The sequence below is a fragment of the Olsenella uli genome (assembly GCF_901212655.1).
In the GTDB taxonomy this organism is placed as follows: domain Bacteria; phylum Actinomycetota; class Coriobacteriia; order Coriobacteriales; family Atopobiaceae; genus Parolsenella; species Parolsenella uli_A.
In genome coordinates this window covers 1-26,927 of sequence record NZ_CAAKON010000001.1, presented here as the reverse complement: position 1 = coordinate 26,927, position 26,927 = coordinate 1, and the positions used below count along the sequence as shown (strand labels likewise).

The 26,927-nt window shown below is 66.6% G+C and carries 23 protein-coding genes and 1 tRNA gene; 21 read left to right on the top strand and 3 right to left on the bottom strand.

All coding sequences use genetic code 11. The features are described 5' to 3' along the window. Positions 1–483 precede the first annotated feature (483 nt). The 17 genes from EFAMC2_RS00120 to EFAMC2_RS00040 all read left to right on the top strand — a co-directional run bounded on the left by EFAMC2_RS00120 (position 484) and on the right by EFAMC2_RS00040 (position 17,841). Entirely contained in the window at positions 484–1,257 is a 774-nt protein-coding gene (locus EFAMC2_RS00120; RefSeq protein ID WP_261979935.1) for a glucan 1,3-beta-glucosidase, read from the top strand. Further along, positions 1,257–2,201: a 16S rRNA (cytidine(1402)-2'-O)-methyltransferase gene (gene rsmI, locus EFAMC2_RS00115; protein ID WP_154025769.1), complete on the top strand. Its 945-nt coding sequence runs from the start codon at positions 1,257–1,259 to the stop codon at positions 2,199–2,201. Before EFAMC2_RS00120 ends, rsmI begins: the two co-directional genes overlap by 1 nt. Before the next feature lie 285 nt (positions 2,202–2,486). Next, positions 2,487–4,094, top strand: coding sequence for a methionine--tRNA ligase (gene metG / locus EFAMC2_RS00110; RefSeq protein ID WP_154025767.1), 1,608 nt, complete (start codon positions 2,487–2,489; stop codon positions 4,092–4,094). Positions 4,095–4,177: 83 nt separating this feature from the next. After that, positions 4,178–5,083: a 16S rRNA (adenine(1518)-N(6)/adenine(1519)-N(6))-dimethyltransferase RsmA gene (gene rsmA / locus EFAMC2_RS00105; RefSeq protein WP_154025765.1), complete on the top strand. Its 906-nt coding sequence runs from the start codon at positions 4,178–4,180 to the stop codon at positions 5,081–5,083. Positions 5,084–5,086: 3 nt separating this feature from the next. After that, complete coding sequence (locus EFAMC2_RS00100; RefSeq protein ID WP_154025763.1) at positions 5,087–6,193, top strand: TatD family hydrolase; 1,107 nt, start codon at positions 5,087–5,089, stop codon at positions 6,191–6,193. Between the two features lie 213 nt (positions 6,194–6,406). Beyond that, positions 6,407–7,498 (top strand): D-alanine--D-alanine ligase family protein, encoded by a 1,092-nt coding sequence (locus EFAMC2_RS00095; protein ID WP_154025761.1) that lies wholly within the window; start codon positions 6,407–6,409, stop codon positions 7,496–7,498. A gap of 86 nt (positions 7,499–7,584) precedes the next feature. Next, on the top strand, positions 7,585–8,325 hold the full coding sequence (locus tag EFAMC2_RS00090) for a ComF family protein (RefSeq protein ID WP_187325049.1): 741 nt from the start codon (positions 7,585–7,587) through the stop codon (positions 8,323–8,325). A gap of 475 nt (positions 8,326–8,800) precedes the next feature. After that, positions 8,801–9,853 carry a substrate-binding periplasmic protein gene (locus EFAMC2_RS00085; protein WP_187325048.1) on the top strand — a complete coding sequence of 351 codons (1,053 nt, stop codon included), beginning with the start codon at positions 8,801–8,803 and terminating at the stop codon, positions 9,851–9,853. A 177-nt stretch (positions 9,854–10,030) separates the two neighbouring features. Beyond that, positions 10,031–10,609: a ribosome hibernation-promoting factor, HPF/YfiA family gene (gene hpf, locus EFAMC2_RS00080; protein WP_154025755.1), complete on the top strand. Its 579-nt coding sequence runs from the start codon at positions 10,031–10,033 to the stop codon at positions 10,607–10,609. Then, positions 10,602–11,708, top strand: coding sequence for a DegV family protein (locus EFAMC2_RS00075; RefSeq protein WP_261979934.1), 1,107 nt, complete (start codon positions 10,602–10,604; stop codon positions 11,706–11,708). Before hpf ends, EFAMC2_RS00075 begins: the two co-directional genes overlap by 8 nt. Positions 11,709–11,928: 220 nt before the next feature. Next, complete coding sequence (locus tag EFAMC2_RS00070; protein WP_154025753.1) at positions 11,929–12,969, top strand: NAD(P)-dependent oxidoreductase; 1,041 nt, start codon at positions 11,929–11,931, stop codon at positions 12,967–12,969. Between the two features lie 53 nt (positions 12,970–13,022). Next, positions 13,023–13,643 (top strand): hypothetical protein, encoded by a 621-nt coding sequence (locus EFAMC2_RS00065; RefSeq protein WP_187325047.1) that lies wholly within the window; start codon positions 13,023–13,025, stop codon positions 13,641–13,643. 57 nt (positions 13,644–13,700) lie between these two features. After that, on the top strand, positions 13,701–14,564 hold the full coding sequence (locus EFAMC2_RS00060) for a hypothetical protein (RefSeq protein ID WP_154025751.1): 864 nt from the start codon (positions 13,701–13,703) through the stop codon (positions 14,562–14,564). A gap of 7 nt (positions 14,565–14,571) precedes the next feature. Beyond that, complete coding sequence (locus EFAMC2_RS00055) at positions 14,572–15,780, top strand: purine-nucleoside phosphorylase (protein ID WP_154025749.1); 1,209 nt, start codon at positions 14,572–14,574, stop codon at positions 15,778–15,780. A 230-nt stretch (positions 15,781–16,010) separates the two neighbouring features. Then, a tRNA-Thr gene (locus tag EFAMC2_RS00050) sits at positions 16,011–16,086 on the top strand. 172 nt (positions 16,087–16,258) lie between these two features. Then, the gene (locus tag EFAMC2_RS00045; RefSeq protein WP_187325046.1) at positions 16,259–16,924 is read left to right on the top strand and encodes an HAD family hydrolase; all 666 of its coding nucleotides are present in this window, start codon (positions 16,259–16,261) and stop codon (positions 16,922–16,924) included. After that, entirely contained in the window at positions 16,921–17,841 is a 921-nt protein-coding gene (locus tag EFAMC2_RS00040; protein WP_154025745.1) for a DMT family transporter, read from the top strand. The genes EFAMC2_RS00045 and EFAMC2_RS00040 overlap by 4 nt, the downstream gene beginning before the upstream one ends. A 202-nt stretch (positions 17,842–18,043) precedes the next feature. Here EFAMC2_RS00040 and EFAMC2_RS00035 read toward each other — a convergent pair whose 3' ends face one another. Further along, the gene (locus EFAMC2_RS00035; protein WP_154025743.1) at positions 18,044–19,138 is read right to left on the bottom strand and encodes a threonine aldolase family protein; all 1,095 of its coding nucleotides are present in this window, start codon (positions 19,136–19,138) and stop codon (positions 18,044–18,046) included. Between the two features lie 164 nt (positions 19,139–19,302). On the opposite strand from EFAMC2_RS00035, the gene hisS reads away from it, so the two are divergent. Both hisS and EFAMC2_RS00025 read left to right on the top strand, forming a co-directional pair. Next, positions 19,303–20,619, top strand: a complete 1,317-nt coding sequence (gene hisS / locus EFAMC2_RS00030) for a histidine--tRNA ligase (RefSeq protein ID WP_154025741.1) — start codon at positions 19,303–19,305, stop codon at positions 20,617–20,619. A gap of 71 nt (positions 20,620–20,690) precedes the next feature. Beyond that, positions 20,691–21,089 carry a GtrA family protein gene (locus EFAMC2_RS00025; protein ID WP_154025739.1) on the top strand — a complete coding sequence of 133 codons (399 nt, stop codon included), beginning with the start codon at positions 20,691–20,693 and terminating at the stop codon, positions 21,087–21,089. Between the two features lie 140 nt (positions 21,090–21,229). On the opposite strand, the gene EFAMC2_RS00020 is transcribed toward EFAMC2_RS00025, so the two are convergent. Further along, the gene (locus EFAMC2_RS00020) at positions 21,230–22,186 is read right to left on the bottom strand and encodes a papain-like cysteine protease family protein (protein WP_154025737.1); all 957 of its coding nucleotides are present in this window, start codon (positions 22,184–22,186) and stop codon (positions 21,230–21,232) included. A 3-nt stretch (positions 22,187–22,189) separates the two neighbouring features. After that, complete coding sequence (gene glf, locus EFAMC2_RS00015) at positions 22,190–23,314, bottom strand: UDP-galactopyranose mutase (protein WP_154025735.1); 1,125 nt, start codon at positions 23,312–23,314, stop codon at positions 22,190–22,192. A 305-nt stretch (positions 23,315–23,619) separates the two neighbouring features. Here glf and EFAMC2_RS00010 point away from each other — a divergent pair, with 305 nt between their 5' ends. Further along, positions 23,620–25,689 (top strand): NlpC/P60 family protein, encoded by a 2,070-nt coding sequence (locus EFAMC2_RS00010; protein WP_222838487.1) that lies wholly within the window; start codon positions 23,620–23,622, stop codon positions 25,687–25,689. Positions 25,690–25,931: 242 nt separating this feature from the next. Continuing rightward, positions 25,932–26,831, top strand: coding sequence for a glucose-1-phosphate thymidylyltransferase RfbA (gene rfbA / locus EFAMC2_RS00005; RefSeq protein ID WP_154025733.1), 900 nt, complete (start codon positions 25,932–25,934; stop codon positions 26,829–26,831). Positions 26,832–26,927 lie beyond the last annotated feature (96 nt).

Below are 26,927 nucleotides of genomic sequence, written 5' to 3'. Positions count from 1 at the left end.
CGGCCGGGGCGGGCCCCCTCTGCTTGCGCGGCCCCCCGGCGGGGCCGGTCCCCGGCAAGGGGACGCAGGCACGCCTGAGACTCGCGGGCGGCCCTCCGATGCCTTTGCGTGCTTACTTGTTGCGGCACTTAATGTCCGGATACGCTGCTACACTTCCTTTCAGTTAGCCCGCGAGTGCTTCTTGCTTGCCTTTTGAAAGGTTGCCCTATGGCTGTTTTCGATAGTCCCAAGCCCCTTCATGGCGTCAATCTTTCCGGCTGGCTTGTCCTTGAGCCTTGGGTTACCCCCTCTTTGTTTACAGGTACGGGTGCGTTTGATGAGCTGTCGCTCTCAACTTCGCTCGAGGCGTCCAAGTTCAATCAGCTTGTATCCACTCATCGCGACAGCTTTATCGGCAAGGTCGATTTCGAGCGTATCGCCTCTCGAGGGTTCGACTCAGTTCGGCTCCAGGTCCCTTGGTTTGTTTTTGGCGCCGACGGCCCCATGCCTGGACCTTCTGCGGGTTGCATCGAATATGTTGACCAGGCGTTTGACTGGGCCGAGGAGTACAACATCAACGTGCTCCTCGTCATTGCCAGCGCTCCGGGTGATGACCCCAGCTCGCCAGCTAGTTTCTTTGGCGAGGTCGATTCCTTTAGGCGTGCGATGCTGGATGTCCTTGGCGCTCTGTGCTCGCGGTATGAGAGTCGTTCCAATTTCCTCGGCATTTCTCCCATCGACTCCATTCAGGGTCGTTCGCGTCATGGGTTCTCGGTTTCTGAGGGTGTTTCCCCTCACTTGCTGAGGAACTTCTATCGTGATGCGTATGAGGTCGTGCGCGCTTCCGCCGGGCCCGAGCCCGCCTTTGTTGTGCATGACGCTGGCGTTCCCTCTTCGTGGCGTGCCTTCATGGCGCCGAAGCGCTATGAGAACGTCTGGCTCGACTGCCATCTCTATCACTATGCCGAGTCTATGAATGCCGCGGGCCCCATGGGCGTGCGAACCCTCGTGAACGAGACGGCCTCGTATCTCAAGAAGGCCAAAAAGAGCGGGCTTCCCGTCATGGTGGGCGAGTGGTCCGCCGCGCTTCCCCTTGCGGACGCCGGCATGACCCCCGAGGGGCGCATCGCCCTTGAGCGCGTGTACACCGCTGGCCAGATGGCCTCGTTCTCTGGTTCAGTTGGCTGGTTCTTCCAGACCTGGAAGACCGAGGGCAAGCTGTCGAGTTGGGACGCGCGGATCGCACTATCGAGTTTCGAGAAGGGCATGTTCGACTAATGACTGAGTCTTTCGACCGCGGAGGGATGCTCTCTCTCGTTGGCACGCCCATTGGCAATCTCTCAGATGCTTCTCCGCGCGTGATCGAGACGCTTCGCTCCGCGGATGTGCTTCTCTGTGAGGACACGCGGGTTACCTCCAAGCTTCTTGCCCGGTTTGACGTTCACGTTCCTCTCGAGCGTTGTGACGAGAATGTCATCGAGGGCCGTGTTGACGAGGTCCTTGCGCGCGTGGGCTCGGGAAGACGCGTGGCGTTTGTCTCAGACGCCGGCATGCCGGGCGTGAGCGACCCGGGGCAGAAGCTTGTTGACGCGGCGCTCGATGAAGGTCTTCCCGTTGAGGTCATTCCTGGACCCAGTGCGGTCACCTGTGCGCTCGTGGTCTCGGGGCTTGCCATGGACCACTTCTTCTTTGAGGGCTTTCTGCCGCGCAAGGTGGGGGAGCGGGCGCGAAGGCTCGCCTTGCTGGCCTCGGTGCCTGGCGCTCTGGTCTTCTATGAGTCTCCGCATCGCGTCGCCGCAAGCCTCGACTCGATTGCCGAGGCCTTCCCCTCGAGGAGGGTGGCTCTCGTTCGCGAGCTTACCAAGGTGCACGAGGAATGCGTGAGGGACCTCGCGCCTGTCCTCGCGTCAGAGGTGAGGGCTCGGGAGGGCATCAAGGGGGAGTGCGTCATCGTCGTGGAGGGCCCCTCAGACGCAGAGCTGGCGGAGCGGGAGAAGCGTCTCCTCCAGGTGGAGCTGGCCTCCTTGGGGTCAACGGGCTTCGTGTCCGATTCTTCGGGCGAGGCGGAGTCCTCGGACGTCGCGCCATCCCTTGACGATGCGATTCGGGCTGGCTTGGCGGTGGGAACCGCAAAGAGCGCCCTCGCAAAGAGGGTCGCGCGAGCCTATGGCGTCTCGCGCTCCGAAGCGTACGACCGCGTTGTTGCCATCGCAGGCGAATAGGAATCCCTTGCGCAGCGCCACGCGGCGCGTCACGCCGCGCATCACGCAGCATCGTGTCATGTTGGGCAGTGCGGCGCCGCACAGCGTGGCGTCGTGGCGATTGCGTGCGAATACTCCCCCGGGCGGCGCGGGAGCTGTGAGGGGCCGTGGGGCCTCGGCACCGCATGTTCCCGACGCGGTGGCCTTGCGAGCGATTGGCGCGTAGATCCGTCGCGCTACAATGACCGACGGCTCATTCGCCTGCGCCGGCATCATTGGCCGCGCACGATTCAAGAAGAGGTAAGCATGGCAGACAAGCCCTCGTTCTACATCACCACGCCCATCTACTACGTGAACGCCGCCCCGCACCTGGGAACGGCGTACTCCACGATCCTTGCCGACGTCCAGGCGCGCTTCCGTCGCTCCATGGGCTACGACGTCAAGTTCCTCACCGGCCTTGACGAGCACGGCGAGAAGGTCGCCCAGTCTGCCGCCGCACACGACATGACGCCCCAGGCCTGGTGCGACTCGCTCGTTCCCGCCTTCAAGGACCTCTGGGGCGAGCTCGAGATCACCAACGACGACTTTATCCGCACGACGCAGGACCGCCAGACGCGTGCCGTACAACACCTCTGGGAGGTGCTGAAGGACAAGGGCTACATCTACAAGGGCAGCTATGACGGCTGGTACTGCGTGCCCGACGAGACCTACTTCACCGAGACCCAGGTGCGCCACGAGGACGAGGAGAACCACACCGAGGGTCAGCACCTCTGCCCGGACTGCCACCGTCCGCTCGAGCGCGTGAAGGAGGAGAGCTGGTTCTTCAAGCTCTCCGCATTCCAGGAGCCACTGCTCAAGCTCTATCGCGAGCACCCCGAGTTCGTTGAGCCGGAGATCCGCCGTAACGAGGTCGTGTCCTTCGTCGAGGGCGGCCTCAACGACCTCTCCATCTCGCGCACGAGCTTTGACTGGGGCATTCCCCTGCCGTTCGACGAGAAGCACGTCACCTACGTGTGGTTCGACGCGCTCATCAACTACCTCACTGCCGTGGGCTATGGCCAGCCCGGCGAGGAGGCGGCGGCCGAGTTTGCCAAGCGTTGGCCCGCGCAGGTGCACATCGTGGGCAAGGACATCATCCGCTTCCACTGCGTCATCTGGCCCGCGATGCTCATGGCCGCCGGCCTGCCCGTGACGGAGCGCGTGTTTGCCCATGGCTTCCTCATGGTCAAGAACGAGGAGACCGGCCAGGGCGAGAAGATGTCCAAGAGCCGCGGCAATGCCATTGCCCCGCGCGAGGTCATCGACATGCTGGGCGTCGAGGGCTACCGCTACTACTTCATGAGCGACGTGACCCCCGGCACCGACGGCGCCATCTCCTTTGGCCGCATGGAGCAGGTCTACAACACGGACCTTGCCAACAGCTGGGGCAACCTCGTCTCCCGCTCCCTCAACATGAGCGCCAAGTACTTCGACGGCAAGGTTCCCACCGTCCCCGCCAGTTGGGCGGAGCGCGAGAACCCCCTGCGCTCCGTTGCCGACGGCATCGTGGACCGCTATGCCGCGAAGATGGGGGAGTTTGCCTATCACGAGGCGACGGCCGAGGTCATGGAGCTCGTGCATGCCGCCAACCACTACATTGAGGACACCGAGCCCTGGGCGCTCGCCAAGGACCCGGCAAAGCACGATGAGCTTGCCGCCGTCATCTGCGACCTCATCGAGTCCATCCGCATCACGGCGCACCTGCTCATGCCCTTCATGCCCGAGACGAGCGCGGAGGCTCTGCGCCGCATCTCCTGCGAGGGCGAGGTCTCGACCGATGACCTGGCCGGGATTTGCGCCTGGGGCCAGCTTGCGGGTGATGTGCCCGTGACCAAGGGCGACCCGCTGTTCCCGCGCCTGGAGACCTCCAGGTAGCGAGTTGTTTGCTTGCCGCCCGGGGTCCTGCCCGGGCGGCTTTGGTTTTCTCGGTTGCCCAACGAGTGTCCGAAAGGAGCCGCATGCCTGCGTCACCTCTTGCGAACCCCACGGCCACGCGCCAGATGCTCGAGCGCTTTGGCCTTGCCACCAAGCATCGCCTTGGGCAGAACTTCCTGGTAGATGACCACGTCATTGCCAATATCCTCGACCTTGCCAGGCTTGATGGCGCCAGTCGGGTGCTTGAGGTGGGCCCGGGCATCGGCACGCTGACGCTTGGCATGCTGCCGCATGCGGGCAGCGTCGTATCCATCGAGGCAGACCAGACGCTCGAGCCCGTGCTGGCAGACCTGGCGCATGAGTTCCCTAGCTTCTCCTATGTGATGGGAGACGCGCTCAAGGTCTCATGGGACGAGGTCTGCGGCGTCGCCTGCTTGCCCGACGGCTCCGAGCCGAACATGCTCGTGGCGAACCTCCCGTACAACGTGGCCGCCACAATCATCCTCAAGTACCTGGCGGAGCACCCCTCGCTCCAGGCGGCTGTCGTGATGGTCCAGGCAGAGGTTGCCGACCGCATCTGTGCCGTCCCCGGGACGAAGGCCTATGGCGCCTACACGGCGAAGCTCGCCCTTCGCGGCAAGGCGACCGGCCGCTTCGAGGTGCCGCCCACGTGCTTCATGCCGGCTCCCCACGTGAACTCCGCGGTGGTGAGGATCGAGCGCCAGGCTGCCGTTGACGAGGGTTCGGGCATCGAGCTCACCGAGGCGCAGATCGCGGAGACGTCGAGAGCCATTGACGCGGCCTTTGCCCAGCGCCGCAAGACCATCCGCAACTCCATGTCCTCTAACGGCTACGAGAAGGCTGCCCTCGACGCTGCCTTTGAGCGAGCGGGCATCTCGCCTACGGCGCGAGCCGAGTCCCTGGCCCCGCAGGACTTCGTGCGGCTCGCCTCGTGCCTTGGCGACGCCACTCGGCCTGAGGGGGCCTAGGTGATGGAGCAGCCTGCGGCCGTGCTTGCCGATGTCGAGGAGGACCTCTCCTTGGCGGACGGCGAGCTCTTCCACACTCGCAAGGGCAAGGCGAGGGAGTGGCCCCGGCCGCTGGCCCCATTGGCGGACACGCACGGCCACCTCACGGCCTTCTGGGGTCATGACCCGGCGCGGGCCATCGTTCGCGCGGCGCTTGCCGGCGTGAGGCTGCTCGTGGTTCCGCTCGATGCCCTTACGGACTGCGTGCCCGGCGCCGGTGCGGACCCCGACATGGGCGCCGAGCCGGCGGCTCCGGCGCGCAGCGCCGCCGAGCTCCTTACCTTCGTCGAGGACGCCATCTCCCGCGCGCGCCTGCTGCTACCGCGCTATGCCGAGGCCGGCCTTGCCCCGCGCGAGTTCCCCGGCCATCCGATGACCGCCGGCGTGACGCGCGAGCTTCCCATAGACGTGCGGATCGTCGCCGGCGTGCACCCCTACGGCGCCGCCGAGTTCGATGACGCGTGCCGAGGCCGCATGGGGGAGCTGCTGACGAGCGCGCGCTGCGTAGGCGTGGGCGAGATTGGCCTCGACTACACCTGCGACGTTCCGCACGACATCCAGCTGGCCTGCTTTCGCGAGCAGCTGGCCATTGCCGCCGCCCGCGACCTTCCGGCAGAGCTGCACATTCGAGACGCCAGGGACGACGAGGCCTGCGAGGCGCATGCCGACGCCCTGGCGCTGCTGCGCGAGGTGGGTGTCCCGCCGTGTGGCTGCGACCTGCATTGCTACACGGGAAATGCGGAGACCCTGCTCCCGTTTGCCGAGATCGGATGCCACGTTGCCTTTGGCGGCGCGGTGACCTTCAAGCGCAGCGACGACATCCGAGAGGCTGCGGCGGCCTGCCCGGAAGACCTGCTGCTGAGCGAGACGGACTGTCCCTACATGGCGCCCGTGCCGCTTAGGGGCGAGGAATGCGAGCCCGGCATGGTGGCCCTTTCCGCTGCCTGCGTGGCCGACGTGCGCGAGGAGGCGGGACTCTCGGCGAGGCGGGAGACCTACGATGCACTGTGGAGCAATGCCCTCGCGTTCTTTGGGTTGCGAGGCCGGTGCTCGAATGGCCCTGCTTGCTGAGGGGCGCCGGGCGGGCCCTTCGCGAGTCCAGACCTCGGCGTCACGGTTCTGATGTGCGAAAGTCCCGTGGTCCTGTTGATGCTGTCGGCCTCGTGACGCCCGCCGGGACCGCGCCGGCTCCTGCTAGGATGGTGTGACGTGATTGATGGCCCTGCCGTACGGGCGGCGGGGCGCTGAGTTCCGCGCGCACGCGCGGCCATAAAAGGAGCATCCATGAGTCAGAACCTTCGCGTTGCGGTGCTGTTCGGAGGCACCTCGTCTGAGCACGACATTTCCCTGCGCTCCGCCACGAACGTCCTGTCCGAGCTCTCGGGCCTCGACTACGAGCTCGAGCTTATCGGCATCACGCGTGAGGGCACGTGGCTCCACTACACCGGTGACGTCGCGGACGTGTGCGAGGGCGACGCCTGGGCGGCGCACGACGTGGTGCCCGTCGTGGTGGTTCCGGGCGAGGAGGGTGGCCTGTTCCGTCACGAGTCCGACGGCACGCTGCGCCGCGTGGCCGTGGACGTTGCCCTTCCTGTGCTCCACGGCCAGGGCGGCGAGGACGGCATCACCCAGGCGCTGCTCGAGAGTGCCCGCGTGCCCTATGTGGGCTGCGGCGTCCTCTCGAGCGCGGTGTGCATGGACAAGGACGCCTCGCACCGCCTTGCCAGTGCCTCCGGCATCCGCGTGCCCTCGTGCGAGGTCCTCTATCGCGGCTGCTCGGCAGATGACGTCTCGGCGGCGGTCGAGGCCTGCGGTGGCTACCCGGTCTTTGTGAAGCCCGCCCGCGGCGGCTCCTCGTATGGCGTCTCCAAGGTCTCCGATTCCGGCGAGATGGGCCGTGCGCTCGAGATTGCCTTCGCCCTCGACCCCAAGGTCTCCGTGGAGGAGGCCATCGTGGGCACCGAGGTTGGCTGTGCCATCATCGGCGACGCGTCGGGCGAGCTCGAGATGGGCGTCGTTGACGAGACGGTCGTCACGGACGGCGGCTTCTTCCACATCCACCAGGACCAGACGGCCGGTGCCGACGCAAGCACGATGAACTCGTCGCTGAGGTGCCCCGCCCAGATCTCGGACGAGGAGATGGCACGCGTGCGAGAGACGGGCTTCGCCGTCTACCGCGCACTCTACTGCTCGGGCTTCGCGCGCGTCGACCTCTTCGTGACTCCCGAGGGCGAGGTCATCCTCAACGAGGTCAACACGATTCCGGGCCTTACGCGCTACTCGCGCTTCCCCGAGATGATGAAGGCCGCCGGTCGCGACCTCGCGGGTGTGCTTGATCAGCTCATCCTGGCCGCCGTTGCCGGAACCGACCGCTAGCGTTCCTGCTACAATCTCGTCAATCCGAGGCCCCCTTCGCGCCCATCTGTGGCGTGAAGGGGGCTTTTGTGTCGATATTGAGACCTTTGGCGGAAGAGCTGATTGAGCCTGTGGCCGAGGGGTTGCTCGAGCTGGCGTGGCCAACCCGCTGCGTGTGCTGCGACAAGCCAGGCGAGCTTCTGTGCCTGGAGTGCAGGGGGCGCCTGCCGTGGCTGTGCCAGCGGTGGGCCTGCCCCAACTGCGGCGCCCCAAACGGATGGGTCACCTGCACGGAGTGCGACGCCCCACGCGGCGAGCCGTGGGAGACGCGCGCCTGCGTCTGCGCGCTGCCGCTCGAGGGGCCGGGCAGGTCCCTCGCCATTGCCCACAAGGATGGTGGCGAGCGCAGGCTCGCGCCCGTTATCGCGGCCATCATGGCATGTGCGCTCGACGAGGCCTCGCTCTGGCCCGCGGCGGACGGGGCCGCGCGGTTCTCTGAGGACGAGGTCGACGCGGTCTGCTTTGTGCCGGCAACCACGGCTGCCTACCGGCGCCGCGGCTTCGACCACATGGAGCCGGTCTCCGCGGTCCTCGCCATCATGATGGGCCTTCCCGTGGCAGACGTGCTCGCACGCCCACGGGCGAGGGACCAGCGCCGGTTGGGAAGGAGCGAGCGCCAGGCCAACGCGCGCGGGGCGGTGGAGGTCGTGGCGGACGTGTCTGGGCTCTCGCTGTTGCTGGTAGACGACGTGGTGACCACGGGGGCGTCGATGTGCGCGTGCGCCGCCGCCCTTCGCGAGGCCGGGGCGGAGTCCGTGACGGCCTGTGCCCTCGCGCGAACGTGGTAGTTCCGCGCTTACCATCAATGACCTGCTATAATTCGAAAGTCTTGTTCAGGTCTGTGGTTGCGGGAGGACAAGACGCCGAGCGCGGCGGAGGCCAAGGGGCCAAGTCCGCGCGCGGCCGAGCCGTGGGCGCCGCCCGCGACAGCCTCCCAAGTCCATGCCAGACGAGGGCAAAGGGATCCACGTAAGTCCGGACGCGCGCGTTCGGGCGAGCATGGCTCGTCCTAGAGGTAAGCCGCACCGCCCGTACACAAACCTGGGGTATCCTGCCCCGCGGGCGAGAGGGTCAGTAGTGGAGGGGGCCACGGTCTCCAAAGCGGCCGCCCCAGTGCGCGAGTGTGGGGTCAAATACCAGGTCAGCTGAACGAGACGACCTGATGGGCGGGTCCTCGGACGCGCCACGAGGCGGCAGGGGCCTGCCTGTCACCGCATGGGAGATGCACGGGGCGCCAGGCGTCCCTGGGAGCGAGGAGACTCGATGACACGCATGAGAGCGGCCCGGCGCATTGGCGTGGTGCTGGTTGCGTCTGCAGTGACGCTTGGCCTTTCTGCCTGCTCTGCCACGGAGGCTCGAGACACCGCCCTCCAGCTTCCCGGCAAGGCCGCCCAAGCGCTGGACGCGGGCTTGGGCAAGGCGCTCTCCGCCATCTCTGCCCCCACCATCGAGGAGGCCAAGGCCGGCACCAAGCTGTCGCCGAAGGTCACCTCCCCAGACATCCATGAGAACGGCGTGCTCACCGTGGGCCTCGAGTCCTCGGCCTCCGTGCCGATGCTCGTGAGCTCTTCCGACGGTGGCCATGCCGGCTACAACGTCGACGTTGCCTATGCCCTCGCGGACGAGCTCGGCCTCACCGTCTCCTTCGTCTCTGTGGGCGACGCCTCCCAGGCAGATTCCGCCGGCTGCGATATCGTCATGGGCGCCGAGGCGGGCAACTCAGGGAGCATGACCGTGGTGGGCTCCTACGCGGAGGCGGCCACGGCCTTCTTCCACAAGGGCGCCGAGGGCACGGTCGAGCGCGGCGCCATCATGGGCAAGACCGTGGGCCTGCAGGAGAGCTCGCTCTCGCAGCAGCTGCTCAAGCGCAGTGACCTTCAGGCCGCGGCGAAGACCTACTCGAACCTCAACGACGCCTTCGCCGCGCTCGAGTCCGGGTCTGTCGACTACGTGCTCTGCGACGCCTATTCCGGCGCCTATCTCCAGGCGGGCTACCCTGACATCGCGCTCGCGGGTTCCGTCGACGCGCCGGTTTCCGTGGGCGTTGCCGTGAACCCCTCCAATGCCGTCCTGCGGGAGCAGGTCACCGAGGCGTTTGACGCCATGAGCACTAACGGCGTGCTCGACGTGCTCCGCGCAAAGTGGCTCGGCGGCATGTGCCCGCTCACGCCGGACACGCAGGTGCAGGGCGTCACCATGTCCTCCGTGACCCCGGCGGACACCGCGGTGGGGAGTGGCGCGGAGGCGGTGATGGGTGCCACGGGCGGCCAGGACGGCTCCACGGCGGGCGCCAACGCGGTGAACATCGCCGGGTAGTCAGCTTCCCGACAGCTTCGTGCCGCTCATCCGACGAGTTGGAAATCAAGGACACTAATCGGCCGGAGTTGGGTACCAGAAGCAATACGAGGTTCCGCCCTATCGGAATCGCGGGGAGGCGTCTGACGGGAGGGTCTCCCTGGCACGTGCACTGCAGGTCCGACGAACGGAGGCACGATGGACATCAAGGTTTCTGGGCGCAAGGTTACGGTCACGGACGCCCTGCACGACTACGTTGACGAAAAGATCGGCGACGCCCTCAAGGTGTTCGACATTCAGCCGATGACGTGCGACGTGGTGCTCCGCGTGGAGAAGAACCGCTCCAACCCCGAGGCCGCGATCTGCGAGGTCACCGTTCGCGTCCGCGACAACGTGGTTCGCGTCGAGTCCGCAGACCCCGACATGTACGCCGCCATCGACATCGCGGCGGACAAGGTGACCCGCCAGCTGCGCAAGTTCAAGACCAAGGTCATCGACCACCGCCAGCGCGTCACCGCCGCCCAGCCCAAGCTCGTCCACGAGGACCTCGCAGACCTCATCGAGCCGCTGCCCGAGGAGGACGACGAGCTTGTGCGCGAGAAGGTCATCGACATGCCGCCGATGAGCGAGGAAGAGGCCCTTGTCCAGACCGACCTCATCGGTCACGACTTCTATGTGTTCACCAACTCCACGACCGGCCTGGTGAACGTCATCTATCGCCGCAAGAACGGTGGCTACGGCATCATCAAGCCCAAGATCGAGGAGCCAGATGAGTAACGACACGACTGTCGACTCTAACATTGAGGCCGCGACCCCCATGGGGGCCGCGGCCGCGGCGTCTGTGGAGGCGGTCTCTTCCGAGCCGGTACAGGGCTCGGGGGAGGTCGCCCCTGCGGCGTTTGCGCGCGAGGTGGGTGCAAGCTACCGGCGCGATGGCCAGTGCCGCATCATCGTGGACTCGTGCGCGGACTTTGCGCCCGAGGTTGCCCGTGCGCTCGGCGTGGAGGTCGTCAGCTTCCCGTTCGTCATGGCGGACGGCGAGCACGCCGATGACCTCTGGCAGTCCATGGACCCGCACGAGTTCTACGAGCGCATGCGTAAGGGCGAGCACGTCACCACCTCCGCGGTGACGCCGGGCCACTACATGGAGGTCTTCGAGCGGGTGGCTGCGTCTGGCGTGCCCGCCGTGTACCTCTCGTTCACGAGAGGGCTCTCCTCGAGCGTCGACGCCGCGCGCCAAGCGGCTGAGATGGTAAGGGAGGCGCACCCCGGCTACGAGCTCTACGTGGTGGACAACCTCTGCCCGAGCGCGGCGGCCGAGCTGCTTGCCATCGAGGCGGTGCGCCAGGTGGGCAATGGCCTTACCGCCAAGGAGCTCGTGGAGTGGGCGGAGGAGGCCCGTTTCTACATCCAGGGCTACTTCACGCTCGACTCCTTCGACTCCCTGGCCCGCGGCGGCCGCATCCCGCCCGCTGCCGCGCAGGTTGGCGGCAAGCTCGACATCAAGCCCGAGCTCTCTTATGACCTCAACGGCACCCTCACGCTGCGGGGCATGTGCCGCGGCCGCAAGAAGGCCCTGCGTGCCATCCTCGCGGACTTCAAGGCCAACTACATCGGCTCCGAGGGCGTCATCACGCACATGCCCATCGGCATTGTGTCCTCGGACGCGGAGAAGGACGCCCAGTGGCTTGCCGACCAGGTTCGCAAGGAGCCCGGCTGCTCGGACATCCCCATCATCTTCAGCACCGTGTCGCCGGTGATTGGCGCGCACGTGGGGCCGGGCATGGTGGCCTGCGTCTTCTGGGGCAAGGACCGCAGGGAGACGCTCTCGTTTACCGACAAGCTCGCACGTCGTGTGCGTGGGGCGCGGGGCTAGGCAGGCAAGCGGGCCCCGTGGCCCCGGGCCCTGCCTCGCATGGGCCCCGTTCCCGGCTGGCCGGGCAGGTGGGGCGCCCACGGTTCGGGCCCATGCGGCGGAGTTGCCGCCTGTGGGCAAGCCGTTGCCGGGCCAAACGACGTGAGCCGGCCATACATACAGCATCGCCATTCCGCCGCGGGCGCCCAAGCGCCCGCGGCGTGTTCTCGAAGGGAAGAGCATGACCAACAGCAAGCCAAAGATCGCCTTCGTAGGCACCGGCATCATGGGTGCGCCCATCGCCGGCCACATCCTCGACGCCGGCTACGAGGTCACGGTCTACAACCGTACAAAGTCCAAGGCAGACGCGCTCGTTGCCAAGGGAGCCGCCTGGGCCGACTCTCCCGCCAAGGCTGCCGCGGACGCCGACATCGTCTTCACGATGCTGGGTTACCCCTCAGACGTCGAGGACGTCTACCTGGCAAGCGAGGGCCTGGTTCGTGCCGCCAAGAAGGGCGCCTGGCTCGTGGACCTCACCACCTCCTCGCCCCAGCTTGCCCGCGACATCCACGACGCGGCCGAGGTGGAGGACAAGCATGCCGTGGACTGCCCGGTCACGGGCGGTGAGGGTGGTGCCATCGCCGGCACGCTGACCCTGATCCTTGGCTGCACCGAGCAGGACGCGGCGCCGATCCTGCCCGTGCTCGAGACCTTTGGCGACAAGGTCTTCTACTTTGGTGGCGCGGGCAAGGGCCAGACGGCCAAGCTCTGCAACCAGGTCTCGCTTGCGAGCTGCATGGTGGGCATGGCCGACGCCGTGGCGCTGGCCGAGCAGGGCGGGCTCGATCCCAAGCTCATGCTGGATATGGTGGGCACGGGCATGGGCTCCTCGGTGGCCCTCACCAACCTTGGCCCCAAGGTGCTCGAGGGCGACTGGAAGCCGGGCTTTCTGGTGGAGCACTTCCGCAAGGACATCGGGCTCGCCATCAGCCAGTCCGAGGACCTCGAGATCACCCTGCCGGGCTGCGAGACCGCCTACACCCTCTATGACATGCTCTGCCAGATTGGCGGCAAGCGCCTGGGCACGCAGGCCATCGCGCTGCTCTATGCCGAGCAGGCCGATGCGGCGGCCGCTGGCCTGGACTGGTCCAAGCTCGACACGAGCCAGTTCGAGGACGAGGGCTGCGACCACCACGAGTGTGGTTGCGGTGGCCACGACGAGGGCCACGAGTGCTGCGGCGGCCATGGCGACGGCTGCGGCTGCGGACACGACCACGCCTAGGACGCGTCGCGGCAGATGACAACAATGGGGGAGTTACCCCGGAAGGAAGGACTATGGCCGAAAAGACCGTGCAGGAGAAGGCCGGCGCCCGCTTTGGCGCCGGCACCGTGACGATGTTGGACCGCCTCATGAGCGAGCTCGCGGGCCCCAACCGCCGCATTAGGCAGGACGCCTCGCATATGCTCGCCGAGATGGCGCGCGACCACCAGGACCAGTTCGAGGGCAAGCTCGACGCCGTGGTGCCGGCGCTTGCCGACGCGCTGTTCCGCCCCGAGGCGCAGACGCGCTGGGAGTCGCTGGACGCCCTCTACGAGCTTGCCACCGCGCGCCCGGACGTCGTGGTCCAGGCCTATGACGGCGCCGAGGCATCGCTCTTTGACGAGACCTCCTCGCGCGTGCGCATCGCGTCGTTCAGGCTGCTCGCCCGCCTGGGCTCCAAGTCTGCCGAGCTCTCCGACAAGGTCTGGCCGCTGCTCGACGAGGCCATCCAGTGCTTCCACGGCGACCCGGGCTACCGCGACATGCTCGCCTCCATGCTCGAGTTCGTCCAGGGCGAGGCCTCTGCCGAGTCCAAGGCCGCGCTCGTGGACCGCATCAGCTTCGATGCTGAAAATGGCCGAGGGTATGTGAAGGTCCAGTCGGCAGAGATCGTTAAGGCTGCCGAGGGGAAGTAGAATCTTCCCGGTAGTTTCGCGGCCCCTGGGAGGGGCCAGTTTCCTGAGGAGTCTTACATGGCAAGAACTGACAGCGCCCGTGCGGGCCGCGGTGCCAACGGCATCGTCGTCACCGTCGCCTGCGCCATCATCGCGCTCGTCGTGGGCGTGCTCGTGGGTCACTTCGTCCTGGGCGGAGGCAGTGCGTCTGCCACCTTCTCCGGTCAGACCACCGTGGCCGAGGGCGACCTGGACAAGACCATCGCCACCTACACCTACGACGGCAAGACCGAGAACGTGAGCGTCAAGGACGCCATCGAGTCCCAGACCTCCCTCGACGCCGCCAAGACCGATGACGGCTCGTACACCCTGCCCTCCGCCGACACGGCGCTCTCCGTTGCGCGCAATCGCATCCTCGCCAAGGAGGCCGAGGCCAAGGGCATCTCCGTCTCCGATGACGAGCTCTCCTCCTATGCCGAGCAGATGACCGGTACCTCTGACTTCTCCTCCATTGCCTCGAGCTATAACCTCACCGAGGACCAGGCCAAGGAGATCGTGCGCGAGAGCGCGGTCATGAAGAAGCTCAAGAGCCAGGTTGTGAGCACCGACGCCGGCACCGCCCCCACCGCGCCGGAGACCCCGGCTGAGGGCACCGAGGACCAGGCCAACAGCACCTACGGCGCCTACATCGTCGGCCTGCTCGGTGACGAGTGGGACAGCGCCAACAACACGTGGGCCCGCACGGACGGCCCGTACTACGAGGCCCTCTCCAGCGAGACCTTCTCGGCCGACTCCGCCACCTACGCCCAGGCCCAGAAGGCCTACTACGTGGCCTACCAGCAGTACGCAACCAGCTCCAGCACGGCTAGCTCCGAATGGACGAGCTACGTGAACGGCCTGCTCTCCGCCGCGACGATCCAGCTCTACACCTTGGGCTCGTAAGGGATCCGTGGACATTCTCGTCAGCAGATGCCTGTTGGGCGAGCGGTGCCGCTACGACGGCGCCGCTCGCCCTTCTTGTTGCGTGCGGGCGCTTGCCGAGCGCGTGCGCGCGGCGGGCGGGCGCGTCGTGGGCGTGTGCCCGGAGATGGACGGTGGCCTGCCGTGCCCAAGGCCCGCCGCCGAGCGCGTGGGGGAGCGTGTGCTGACGCGCGGGGGCGCGGACGTGACGCGTGCCTACGAGGCCGGGGCGCGGGCGGCGCTCGACCGCGCACGGGACTTGTCCCGGCCGCTCGCCGTCCTGAAGGCGAAGAGCCCGGCCTGCGGCTCCGGCGAGGTCTACGATGGGAGCTTCACTGGCAGACTCGTGAGAGGCTCGGGCGTTGCCGCCGAGCTGCTCGAGAGGGAGGGGATCCTTGTGGTTGACGAGAAGGTTGTCGAGGGGTGCCGTGCGAGCGTGGAGCATCCGGTGGCCATCGTGCTGGGCAGCGGCCTCGGGGCGCTGGCGGCGCTGGTGAAACCCGTGCGACGCATCCCGTATGCGGACATCGAGGGCTTCCCCTCGGGCGCGCAGCCCGTGGCGGGGCACAAGTTCGAGGTCATGATTGGCACGCTGGACGAGGTACCCGTGGTGGTCTACCCCGGCCGCGTTCACCTCTACCAGGGCTACACGCCCGCGCAGGTGAGCTCGCTCGTGCGCCACGCCCACAAGCTTGGCTGCCGCGACATCATCTTCGCCTGCTCCACGGGTGCGGTGGCGGGGCGCGCCCGCGTGGGCTTGGGCCTCGTGACGGACCACATCAACCTCACGGGCATGAACCCGCTCATCGAGCGCGAGGACCTCTCCGTGGTGGACTCGCCCTTTGTGGACATGACGGACACCTACACGCCCTACCTGCGCGGCCTTGCCGCCCGCGTGGCGGCCGAGCAAGGCATTGACCTGCAGCAGGGCATCTACGCCGGGCAGCTTGGCCCCAGCTTCGAGACGGCCGCCGAGGTGGCCATGCTGGGCGTGCTGGGCGCGTCGTTCGCGGGCATGTCGCTCGTGTGCGAGGCCACGATGGCGCACGCGCTCGGCATGAACGTGCTCGGCCTCACGCTCGCGGCCAACAAGGCGGGCGAGGCGGGCGTCACCCACGAGAGCGTGCTCGAGGTGGCGCGCGGCTATGACGCGGACTTCGAGGCGCTCGTCCGCGGCGTCATCAAGCTGCTGGCCTAGGCGCCCTCCGGGGAGCGGGTCGTGCGCAGGCCCGCTCCCCGAGTCCGTTTTGAGTCAGCCTGCCGTCCGGTGAGTCAGCCTGCCGTCTACTTTGACTCATTTCGGCATGAGTCAGCCTGCCAGCCAGATTTGCCCATGCCAAGATTGTCGATATTTCTGCTTGCGCGAGCGCACGTAGTTCCGCTATAGTGTGAACCCGCGCTGGACGAGAGTTCGGCCCACATGGAGTTGCCAGCTTAGCTCAGTTGGTAGAGCACCGCTCTCGTAAAGCGGGGGTCACCAGTTCAAGTCTGGTAGCTGGCTCCAGTGAACTTGAGAGGCCAGGGGCATTTGCCTCTGGCCTTTTTCGTATTCCGGCGGTGCGTTGCCGGAATGCGTGAGCCTGGCTCGCCTCGGCTTCTCTCTGCCCGGTCTGCCAGCCTCGCCCGTATCGACCTTCGTGAGCCCGCAGGGCCCTGCGGGCGGAGAGGGGGCAGCCGTGGCTCGTCCCTCGCACATCGAGTGCGTCCTGTTCGACTGCGATGGCGTCATCGTGGACTCCGAGCCCCTTGCGGCCCGGCGCAACATGCGCATCTTCCACGAGCTTGGCGCTCCGGTGACCTATGAGGACTGCCTGGGCCTGGCGGGCGTGAGCGGGCACAGGGAAATCCCCGCCCTCTTTGCCAAGTACGGGGTGGAGCACAGCTTCGAGGAGTTCAACTCCGTGCGCACGGACCCTGCCGAGACGCCCGAGACCTACCTCGACCCAGACCTGCGCGTCTACGACGGCCTGCGCGAGCTGCTCGCGAGCCTGCGAGCGGCGGGCGTGCAGCTCGGCCTCGTCTCCACGACGGTGAGCGCCCGCATCCTCACCCTGCTCGACCGCTTCCGGCTTGTGAGTGCGTTCGACGTCATTGTCACGGGCGACATGGTTGCAAGGCACAAGCCCGACCCCGAGCCCTACCAGAAGGCGATGAGCCTCTTTGGCGTGGAGCCCGAGGGCGTAGTGGTGTTCGAGGACTCGACGGTGGGCATCGCCGCCGGCAAGGCCTCCGGGGCCTACGTCGTGGGCGTGCAGGCGTCCGTCGTGAAGCAGGACGTCTCCGCGGCAGACGAGCTGCTGGATTCCTACGTGGGATTCGACCTGCTTGGGAGCCGTTCGTGAGCGGGGCCGGGGTGGCGCCCGCGCCCGGTCGCGGCCTGCTTGACGCCGACTGGTTCAACAAGCTGCTGATAGTTGCCTGCGCGCTCGCCTGGGGCTTCTCGTTCTTCGTCATGAAGGACGTCACGGCCGAGTTCCCGGTGTTCTGGCTGCTGCTCATTCGCTTTGGCCTCTCGAGCCTCATCATGCTCGCGGTGTTCTGGAGGCGGATTCGCGCCAACCTGAGCGCGCCGGTGGTGCGGACGGGCGTGGTGCTCGGCATCTTCTACGGGCTGGCGTACGTGTTCCAGACCTTTGGCATCGTCCACACCACGCCGGGCAAGAACGCCTTCCTCACGGGTGTCTACTGCGTGCTGGTGCCGTTCTGCGCCTGGGCTATGGGGAAGGGCCGGCCGCGGCGCACGAGCGTCATCGCCGCGGCGGTGAGCCTGGTGGGCATGGGCCTCGTGATGCTCGACAACGGCCTTCCCCTCAACGTGGGCGACCTGCTCACGCTCGTGGGCGCCGTGTTCTACGCGCTTGAGATGGTCATCGTTGCGGCCGAGGGGCGGGACAAAGACGTCTGGGCGCTCACCTTCTGGCAGTTCGTGACCATCGCGGCGATCGTGGCCGTGGGCGCGCTGCTCACGGAGCGGCCGCCGGCGCCCGAGCTCTTCAGCGCGGGCAACGTGGTCTCGCTCGCGTTCCTCGTGGTGGTGTGCTCGTTTGGCACGCTCGCGCTGCTCAACTACGCGCTCACGAAGGTGGACCCCACGGCGGGCGCCCTGCTCTCCTCGCTCGAGAGCCCGTCGGGCGTGGCGTTCTCCGTGGCCTTTGGCTACGAGCTGCTGACGCCGAAGCTGTTGGTGGGGTTCGTGCTGATCTTCTGCGGCATAGTGTTCTCCGAGGCGGGAGACAAGCTGGTGGAGCGCCTCCGGTAGGGCCCGCGCTTTGTGTTCGCCAGCTGCCCCGGCGGCATGGTCCGCGAGGCTCAGGTCACTTCGCTGCGCGAAGTCTCTCAGCCTTCGCCTTCACGGACCGTGCCGCCGGGGCGCTTCGTACTCGTGGGCGCGACCCCTGCCGGAGGCGCGCTTGGCTCGCCTCTTGAGGGGGCTTGTTGTGTGGCGCCCGGGGCGCCTCGGGCTAGAGGGTCTGGGCGAAGGCGAGGAGGTCGTCGACGTCTGCCTGGGTGGTGGCCCAGGAGGTGACGAAGCGAATGACCTTGCGGCCGTCGTCGAGGGTGTAGAAGGTCTCGCAGCCGGCTGCCTCGGAGAGCTTCTCGGCGCGCTCGGGGTCCACCGCGAAGAAGCGCTGGTTGCTCGTGGAGTTGCCGTAGGGCTCGAGGCCCGCGGCCTCAAGGCCGGCGGCAAGGCGCGCCGCGCACTCGTTGGCCGAGCGGGCCTGGCGCCAGTAGAGCTCCTCGCCCTCCTCGCACGCCCAGGCGTTCCCCTCGGCATCCACGCCCTCGCGGGCAAAGAGGGTCTCGAACTGGGCACCCAGCAGGTAGCCCTTGGCAAGCAGGCCGCCGCGCTCCTTCACGAGGTAGGGGAAGGCCTCGCGCAGGCGCTGGGCGTGCGGGCCCTTGCCGCTAATGACCACGGCCTCGCCCATGAGCAGGCCGTTCTTGGTGCCGCCGATGTAGAGCGCGTCCACGCGGCTCGCGATGTGGCGAAGCGACAGGTCGTTGCCCTCGGCGGTGAGGGCGCTGCCCAGCCGTGCGCCGTCCAGGAAGATGCCCAGGCCGTGGCCCTCGGCCCAGTCGCAGATGGCGTCGAAGCGCTCACGCGTCCACACGCCGCCAAGCTCGGTGGTGTTGGTGATGTAGATGGCGGCGGGGATGGTCATGTGGCGCCCGGTCGAGGTCTGGAACTGCCAGACGTGCTCGGCGGCCTCGGGCGTGAGGAAGCCGTCGCGGTCTTGCGTGGGCAGCGCCGTGAGCCCGCAGGCGGCGAGCGCGCCGGTCTCGTGCACCACGATGTGGGCGTCCGGCGTGCAGATCACGCCCTCCCAGGGGCGGAGCATGCCGTTCAGGCAGATGACGTTGGTGCTCGTGCCGCCGATGCAGAACTCCACCTGGGCATCTGGCTGACCGCACATGGTGCGGATAAGCTGGCGCGCGTGGTCGCAGTGCGCGTCGCCCTCGGTGTAGCCCACGTTCTGCTCCTGGCTCACGCGGGCGATGGCGGCGAGCACCTCGGGCGCCGCGCCCTCGGAATAGTCGTTGCGAAACTCTCGCATGGAACCCCCTCCATATCGGTTGGGCACCGCACGAGTTGGGCGGTGCCCGTGGCCTTGCCATTGCTCGCGCGTCATTATGCCCTTTGGTGCGCCTTGGGACATCCGGGCGCCGCGATATACTAAGAGGTTGTGAATTCATAAGGCTTTAGCGGAGGGACCCCAGCATGGCACACAAGGCAGAGGGCACCGAGGACCTGTACGGCGCGCACATGCGCGCATGGGAGCGCATGCAGGCGGTGGCCCGCGAGACGTTTGCGCCCTATGGCTTCGACGCGATTGAGACACCGGCGATGGAGCAGGTCGCCACGTTCGTCCACGGCATCGGCGAGTCCACGGACGTCGTGCGCAAGGAGATGTTCCGCGTCTTCTCCGGTGCCCTGCTGGACCGTATCTTCGAGGCAGGCGGAGAGGGCGGCCTCAAGCCCAAGCAGCGCCTGGCCATGCGCCCCGAGGGCACGGCCGGCGTGGTGCGCGCAGCGGTGGAGAACAACTTCGTGCCGCAGGGTGGCGCGCCGGTGAAGCTCTGGTACGCCGAGCCGATGTTCCGCGGCGAGCGTCCGCAGAAGGGCCGCCTGCGCCAGTTCCACCAGGTGGGCATCGAGTGGCTGGGCGCGCCCGACCCCGCGGCCGATGCTGAGTGCATCATCATCCTCATGGACTTCTACAAGCGCCTGGGCCTGGCGCCCGAGCACCTGCACCTCGCCATCAACAGCATGGGCGACGCCGCGTGCCGTCCGGCCTATCGCGAGAAGGTGCGCCAATTCATCCTCGACCATGCCAACGAGATGTGCGACGAGTGCCGCGAGCGTGCCGAGATCAACCCGCTGCGCGCCTTCGACTGCAAGAACGACCACTGCCGCGAGGTCATGAAGGCGGCACCGCTGGCCCACGACAACCTGTGCGAGGAGTGCGCGGCCCACTACGAGCAGGTCAAGCGCTACCTGGACGAGGCAGGCGTGGCTTACACCGAGGACCCGACGCTCGTGCGCGGCCTGGATTACTACACGCGCACGGTCTTTGAGGTGGACTACGCGCCCGACTCCGCGATTGGCGCCATTGGCGGCGGCGGTCGCTATGACGGCCTCATGGAGCTCGAGGGCGGCAAGCCCACGCCGGGCATCGGCTTTGCCGTGGGCTTCGAGCGCATCATGCTGGCGCTCGAGGCGGAGGGCGTGGACCTGGCCGGCGAGGAGCCGGGCTGCGTCTACGTGGCCGGCACCGAGGCCGAGCTGCGCCCGAACGTGTTCTCCACCACGCTGGCGCTGCGCCGCGCGGGCATCCGCACCGAGGCCGACTACCAGGGCCGTTCGCTCAAGGCCCAGTTCAAGCAGGCCGACAAGCACCGCGCGAGTCTGTGCGTGGTTATCGGCCCGGACGAGGTTGCCGCCGGCGTGGCGACCGTCCGCGACATGAAGACCCACGAGCAGGCCACCGTGCCGGCAGGCCAGCTTGCCGCCCGCGTGACCGAGCTCCTGGGCTAAGGGATCTGGCTCTGCGCCCCGTCCGCGCCCGTGCGGCGTGAGCGGGGTGTGTCATGTGAAAGGGGGCCTGCGTGCGCAAGCTCATCAAGCAGTTCCTGAAGTTTGGCGTCGTTGGCACGATGGCGTTTTTCATCGACTACGGCGTGCTCATGCTTCTGTCGCAGGGGCTTGGCTGGGACCCGGTGGTCTCGGCGGGCATCTCGTTCTGCGTGAGCGTGGTGTTCAACTACGTGGCGTCAATGCGCTACGTGTTCACGCACCGCGATGACATGAGCCTCCAGCGCGAGTTTGTCATCTTCATCGTGCTCTCGGCCATTGGTCTTATCATCAATGAGCTTTGCATGCTTGCGGGTGTGGCTGCGCTTGGCGACTCTGCCCTTGCCGTGACGGCAACGAAGGTCTTTGCCACGGCTGTCGTGATGGTGTGGAACTTCGTCTCTCGCAAGAAGTGGCTCGACGCGGGGGAGTGAGCTGGCGGGCGAATGGCCAGCGAACTCTTTAGGGAATCGCGGTTCGCTACTTGTGGTTGGCACATTCGGAAGGCCGGCGGGCGCGCGGGTGGCGCTCCGTCGGCCTTTTCGTTATTGGACCGGTGCCTTGCATGATGGCCCTACTCGAGCGGTCTTAACGCGATCATCGCGTTCTCGTACTCCATGAGTTCGGCTGGGTCCCAGCTACGAGCGGTGTTCGCCGGCGAGTTGGGGTCGTGGATGCTGAGCGTGCCGTCTGCGTTGAGACCCACCACGAGCACCCAGTGCCCGCCGCTCGCGAGCGTGTTGGGCTTCACGGAGAGGGCCACGAGCGCGCCCGAGCCGGCGGCGTCCGCCAGTGCCGTCACGTTGTCGCGCAGACGCGTGCCGTCCATGCCGGTCGTCGCCTCGAACTCGGGGTTGGTGAAGAGCGTCGAGTTGGTGCCGCCCTTGGCCTCGCCCAGGCGCGTGGCCAGCGCGGCCATGCCCGCAGGCGTGATGTCCGTGCGGCCGGTGATGCCCATGTAGGCCATGGACGCCACGGTAACGCCGCAGCCGGTGAGGCCCAAGGGGTCGCCGCAGTAGTCCGTATAGCCCCAGCGCTCGTCCCACTGGAAGAGGATGGGTGCAGACCCCGCCGCAAAGCCGCCGGTGTAGGGAAGCCCCGTGCCAAGGCCCGTCTGCAAAAGCGGCAGCTCATTCGATGTGTCTCCCGCGAGCAGCGCCGCCGGCAGGTGCCGCACGTAGCCCACGGCGCCCGAGATGCGCGTGCTGAGTGCCAGCGCATGGTAGCTCTGCCACGAGCTCAGCGCCGCATAGTCCCAGGGCGAGGTGCTGTGCGCACCGATCCACGCCATGTCCTCGGCGTGGTCCACGTAGGCGGAGGCCCGCATCTGAAGAGAGCCGAGCGACTCGCGCGCGAGCGCCGGCTCCGTCTGCGTGAGCGAGCGCATGGCGAGCGTCTTGGCAAGCGCATCCGGCGAGCCCGGGGCCATGGGCGTCTCTGCCGGGGCGCATCCCGCCAGCAAAAGGGAGGCGAGCGCCACCGCGGCGCCCGCCCCAACCTTGCGAAGCCCGTATGTCAGGCGATCGCGCAAGCCCTACGCCTCCGTGGGCTCCACGCCCAGCTCGGCGCGGATGACGTCGAACGCGGCCGCCACGGCCTTGTCCATGTCGTAGTACTTGTAGCCGCCCAGACGGCCTGCGAACACGACCTTGCCCTCCTGCTTGGCGAGCTCGGCGTACTGCTCGTAGAGCGCGGTGTTGCGCGCGTCGTTGACGGGGTAGTACGGCTCGTCGCCGGGCTTCCAGTCGGCCGGGTACTCGCGGGTGATGATCGTCTTCTCCTGCGTGCCAAACTCGAAGTGCTTGTGCTCGATGATGCGCGTGTAGGGCACCTCGCGCTCGGTGTAGTTCACCACGGCCACGCCCTGGTGGTTCTGCTCGTCAAGCGTCTCGGACTCAAAGCGGAGGCTCCGGTACTCGAGCGTGCCCAGCTTGTAGTCATAGAAGGCGTCGATGGGGCCGCAGTAGATGACGCGGTCGGCGATGTCGGGCTGCTCGGCGACGAGCTCCTTGTACTCCACGCCGCAGCGCACCTCGGTGCCCTCGAGCATGCGCTCGATCATGGCCGTGTAGCCGCCCATGGGGATGCCCTGGAAGCGGTCGTTGAAGTAGTTGTTGTCGTAGGTGAGGCGCACCGGCAGGCGCTTGATGATGCTCGCGGGCAGGTCGGCGCAGTCGCGGCCCCACTGCTTCTCGGTGTAGCCCTTGATGAGGATCTCGAAGATGTCGCGGCCAATGAGGGAGAGGGCCTGCTCCTCGAGGTTCTTGGGCTCGGTGATGCCCTCGGCGGCAACCTGCTCGTCAATCTTGGCACGCGCCTGGGCCGGCGTCGCGACGCCCGGCCAGATCTTGGCGAAGGTGTTCATGTTGAAGGGAAGGTTGTAGACCTGGCCCTTGTAGTAGGCAACGGGGGAGTTCACGTAGTTGTTGAACTCGGCGAAGCGGTTGACGTAGTCCCAGACGTCTCGCATGGAGGTGTGGAAGATGTGCGCGCCGTAGACGTGCACGTTGATGCCCTCGACATCCTTGGTGTAGATGTTGCCGGCCACGTGGTCGCGGCGGTCGATGACGAGGCACGTCTTGCCGGCGCGCTTGGCCTCATGGGCAAAGACGGCGCCCGTGATACCGGCGCCGACGACGAGGTAATCGTACTGGGACATGGGGTCTCCTGTTCTGTTGGGTGGGGCATGGTGCCAGGAACGGGGCCGCGTGAGGCTTAGCACGTACCGGATCCTCGGCGTCTGGCCATGTCGGCTGCCCGAGCCAAGGGGTATCTTGCCGGTTGCCAAGTCTCTCATATATCGGCGGAGAAATGGCCGCTGTTGCGCAACAAGCTATCAGAACGATGGCGTCTATCTCGAATCTTCCATTATTGCGCCTGGAAATCGACTCGGGAATTGGCCCCACGGAGCAGCATGGCTAAACGTGAGCTGAACTCATCTGCAACCATGAAGGGACTATTTTGATGAGGGAGAATAGATTCAAGGCGGGATACGGTGCCCTTGTGGCCACGGCGGGCCTTGGGCTGGCCCTCGCTGCTGCGCCACACGCCGCAGTTGCTCAGGAGCTTGCTGCCGTTGAGGCCGCAGCCGCTGCGGCGCCTTCTGCCGGCATTCAGGATGCCTCTGATACTCAGGTGGAAGACTCCACGGCAAACGTCTCTTCCGAGAGTGTGGGAACCGAGGATTCCTCTGATTCGGCCGGCATCACCAAGGCTGACGCGGAGAATGCCGCCACGGGCGAGGAGAATTCCTCGAGCCCCTCTGACAAGGTTGCCGACGAGTCCGAGACGGCTGGCAACTCCGAGGCTGCTGACAAGCTCGCAGCTGCCGATAAGGCCGCGAACGCCACGACGCTCCCCACCATAGACTCGCTTGAGGACGCCTCGTCGAGCGCCGTCTCCGCTCCGAAGCACATGGCTGCTGTGAAGGTGGACGGTCCGACGGGCTGGACGTCTGACAATCGCTACATCACCGGATATGACAGCAACGGTGCCGCTCAGTATCTCAAGAGTTCGTGGGTCGTTGATGGCCACAGCGGCGACGGCCTTCAGCGCTACTGGATTGGTGCCGATGGCAAGCTCGCTGTGGGCCGCCTTGTTGGCGACAACGGTGAGGCCGCCAAGTCCGGCTACTGGGCCTACGCACTCGACAACGGTTACATTCTTCGCGGAAAGCTGACGCTGGGCGACCTTATCTACCTCGCCGACAACGACGGAAGGCTTCTCCAGACCGGATGGACCGTCACCGGCGCCTTCGACAACGGCAATCTGCAGCGTTACTACGTCGAGAGTGACCACGCCATCCATGTTGGCTACTCCAAGAGCGGCTGGGACCACTACTCAACCGACAAGGGATATGTTGCTCGCGGCAAGTATGTGGCGTCTGTCGGCAAGACGTATCTTGCCGACAACGACGGTAAGGCTGCCGTTTCGCGTTGGGCCGTGACTGACCAGCTTGGCGGCGGTCTCCAGCGCTACTGGTTCAAGGCCGATGCGTCCATGGCAACCAACGAGCTCGTGAATCCCGCCGATGGCTCTGGCTGGTGGGCCTATGCCAAGGCCGATGGCTCCGTTGTTCGCGGCAAGTACGACAACGGCCAGGGTCGCGTCTTCCTTGCTGACAACGACGGCCGCCTTGCCTCTGGCGATGGCTGGCTCGTAACAGGCGCCTATGACGGCGGTGCTCTGCAGCGCTATTACATGAACGCAAAGGACCATGCCGCCATGAGCGGGTTCTTCGTGGCGAGCGACGGTACCCACAGCTTTGGCATGGGCGGCGCGGGCTACGTCCTTCGTGGCAAGCTCTCCTGGGGCTCCTTCGTCTTGCTCTCCAACAACGACGGCAAGCTCGAGTCGAATGGCGGCTGGCTTGTGACGGGCGCCTATGATGGAGGCTCTCTCCAGCGTTACTGGCTTGCCGAGGTCGATGACCAAAAGGGCTTCTACGGCGCCAAGACCGGTCTATTCACCCTGGATGACGGCAGCACCCACTATGGCATCGTGGGCGCCGGCTACCTCGAGCGCAACGTGCACAACTGGCACGGCGAGACGTATTACTCCGCAAACAACGACGGTGTGCTCATCGTTCTGGACAACGACTATTCCCGCACCGTGAACGCGTACATCAAGTTCATGGTCGACATGGCGAATGACGACTCCCACGGCTACGACCAGACGTATCGCTGGGGCGAGCGCGGCGACTATGATTGCTCATCGTTCGTGATTACGGCGCTTCGCTCGGCGGGCATCAACACGCATGGCGCCTCGTACACCGGCAACATGCGCTCGCAGATTCTCCGTGGTCACTTCGTGTGGATCACCGACCTCAGCCAGCGTCGTCGTGGTGACATCTTGCTAAACGAGAGTCATCACACCGCGGTGTACATGGGTGACGAGAAGCTCGTCCATGCCTCTGCTAATGAGTTTGGCAGCGCCACCGGTGGCAAACCTGGTGACCAGACGGGTAAGGAAATCTATATCCGCGGCTATTACGACAGGCCGTGGAACGGAATCCTGAGGTATATCGAGGATTAGGATTTCGCCGGACTGCCGGACTGCCGGACTGCCGGACTGCCGGACTGCCGGCACGCAGGACGTCGGCAATGGGCTTTACTGCTCATGAGGAAGGGGATGGGGACGCATCGTGTCCCCACTCCTTTCATGTTGAAGGGCGGACGGCCGCGGGCGGGCGCGCTCGTTACGCTAAGCTAGGCCTTTAGTTATGTGGGAAAACCCAAGCCATGGCTTCACGGCTGCTGGGGGGAGAAAGGAAAGACATGAAGGGCATCATCCTCGCCGGCGGGTCCGGCACCCGCCTCTACCCGCTGACGCTCGTCACGAGCAAGCAGCTGTTGCCGGTCTACGACAAGCCCATGGTCTACTACCCGCTCTCCACCCTCATGCTCGCGGGCATCCGCGACATCCTGGTCATCTCCACCCCGCAGGACCTCCCCAACTTCGAGCGCCTGCTCGGCGACGGCTCGCGCTACGGCGTGAACCTCTCCTACGCCGTCCAGCCCTCGCCGGACGGCCTCGCCCAGGCCTTCATCATCGGCGAGGAGTTCATCGCCGGCGAGCCCTGCGCGCTCGTGCTGGGCGACAACATCTTCTACGGCAACGGGCTCTCCCGCCACCTGCGCCGCGCCGTCGGGCGCGCCGAGCGCGAGGGCGGCGCCACGGTCTTCGGCTACCACGTCGATGACCCGGAGCGCTTCGGCGTGGTGGAGTTCGACGAGGACCACAACGCCGTCTCCATCGAGGAGAAGCCGGCCGAGCCCAAGAGCTCCTACGCCGTCACGGGCCTGTACTTCTACGACGGCCGCGTCTGCGAGATGGCCAAGAGGGTGAAGCCGAGCGCCCGCGGCGAGCTCGAGATCACCGCCCTCAACCAGATGTACCTCGAGGACGGTAGCCTCTCCGTGGTGACGCTCGGCCGCGGCTACGCGTGGCTGGACACCGGCACCATGGAGAGCCTCTACGAGGCCGGCGAGTTCGTGCGCTCGGTGGAGCGCGCGCAGGACCTGCCCGTCTCCGTGCCCGAGGAGATCGCCTGGGAGAACGGCTGGATCGACACCGAGGCGTTGCGTGAGGCCGCGGAGGCCTACGGCAAGTCCGTCTACGGCGCCCACCTGCGCAAGGTGGCCGACGGCGAGATCTCGATCAGGAATAACGACTAGCGGCCCCGGGCCGGCGCGCGGCCCCGGGCCGGCGCCTGCGCCAGGACCACGAGAGGGGACAGACCTTGGCAGACACCTTCGAGCCCAAGAACATCA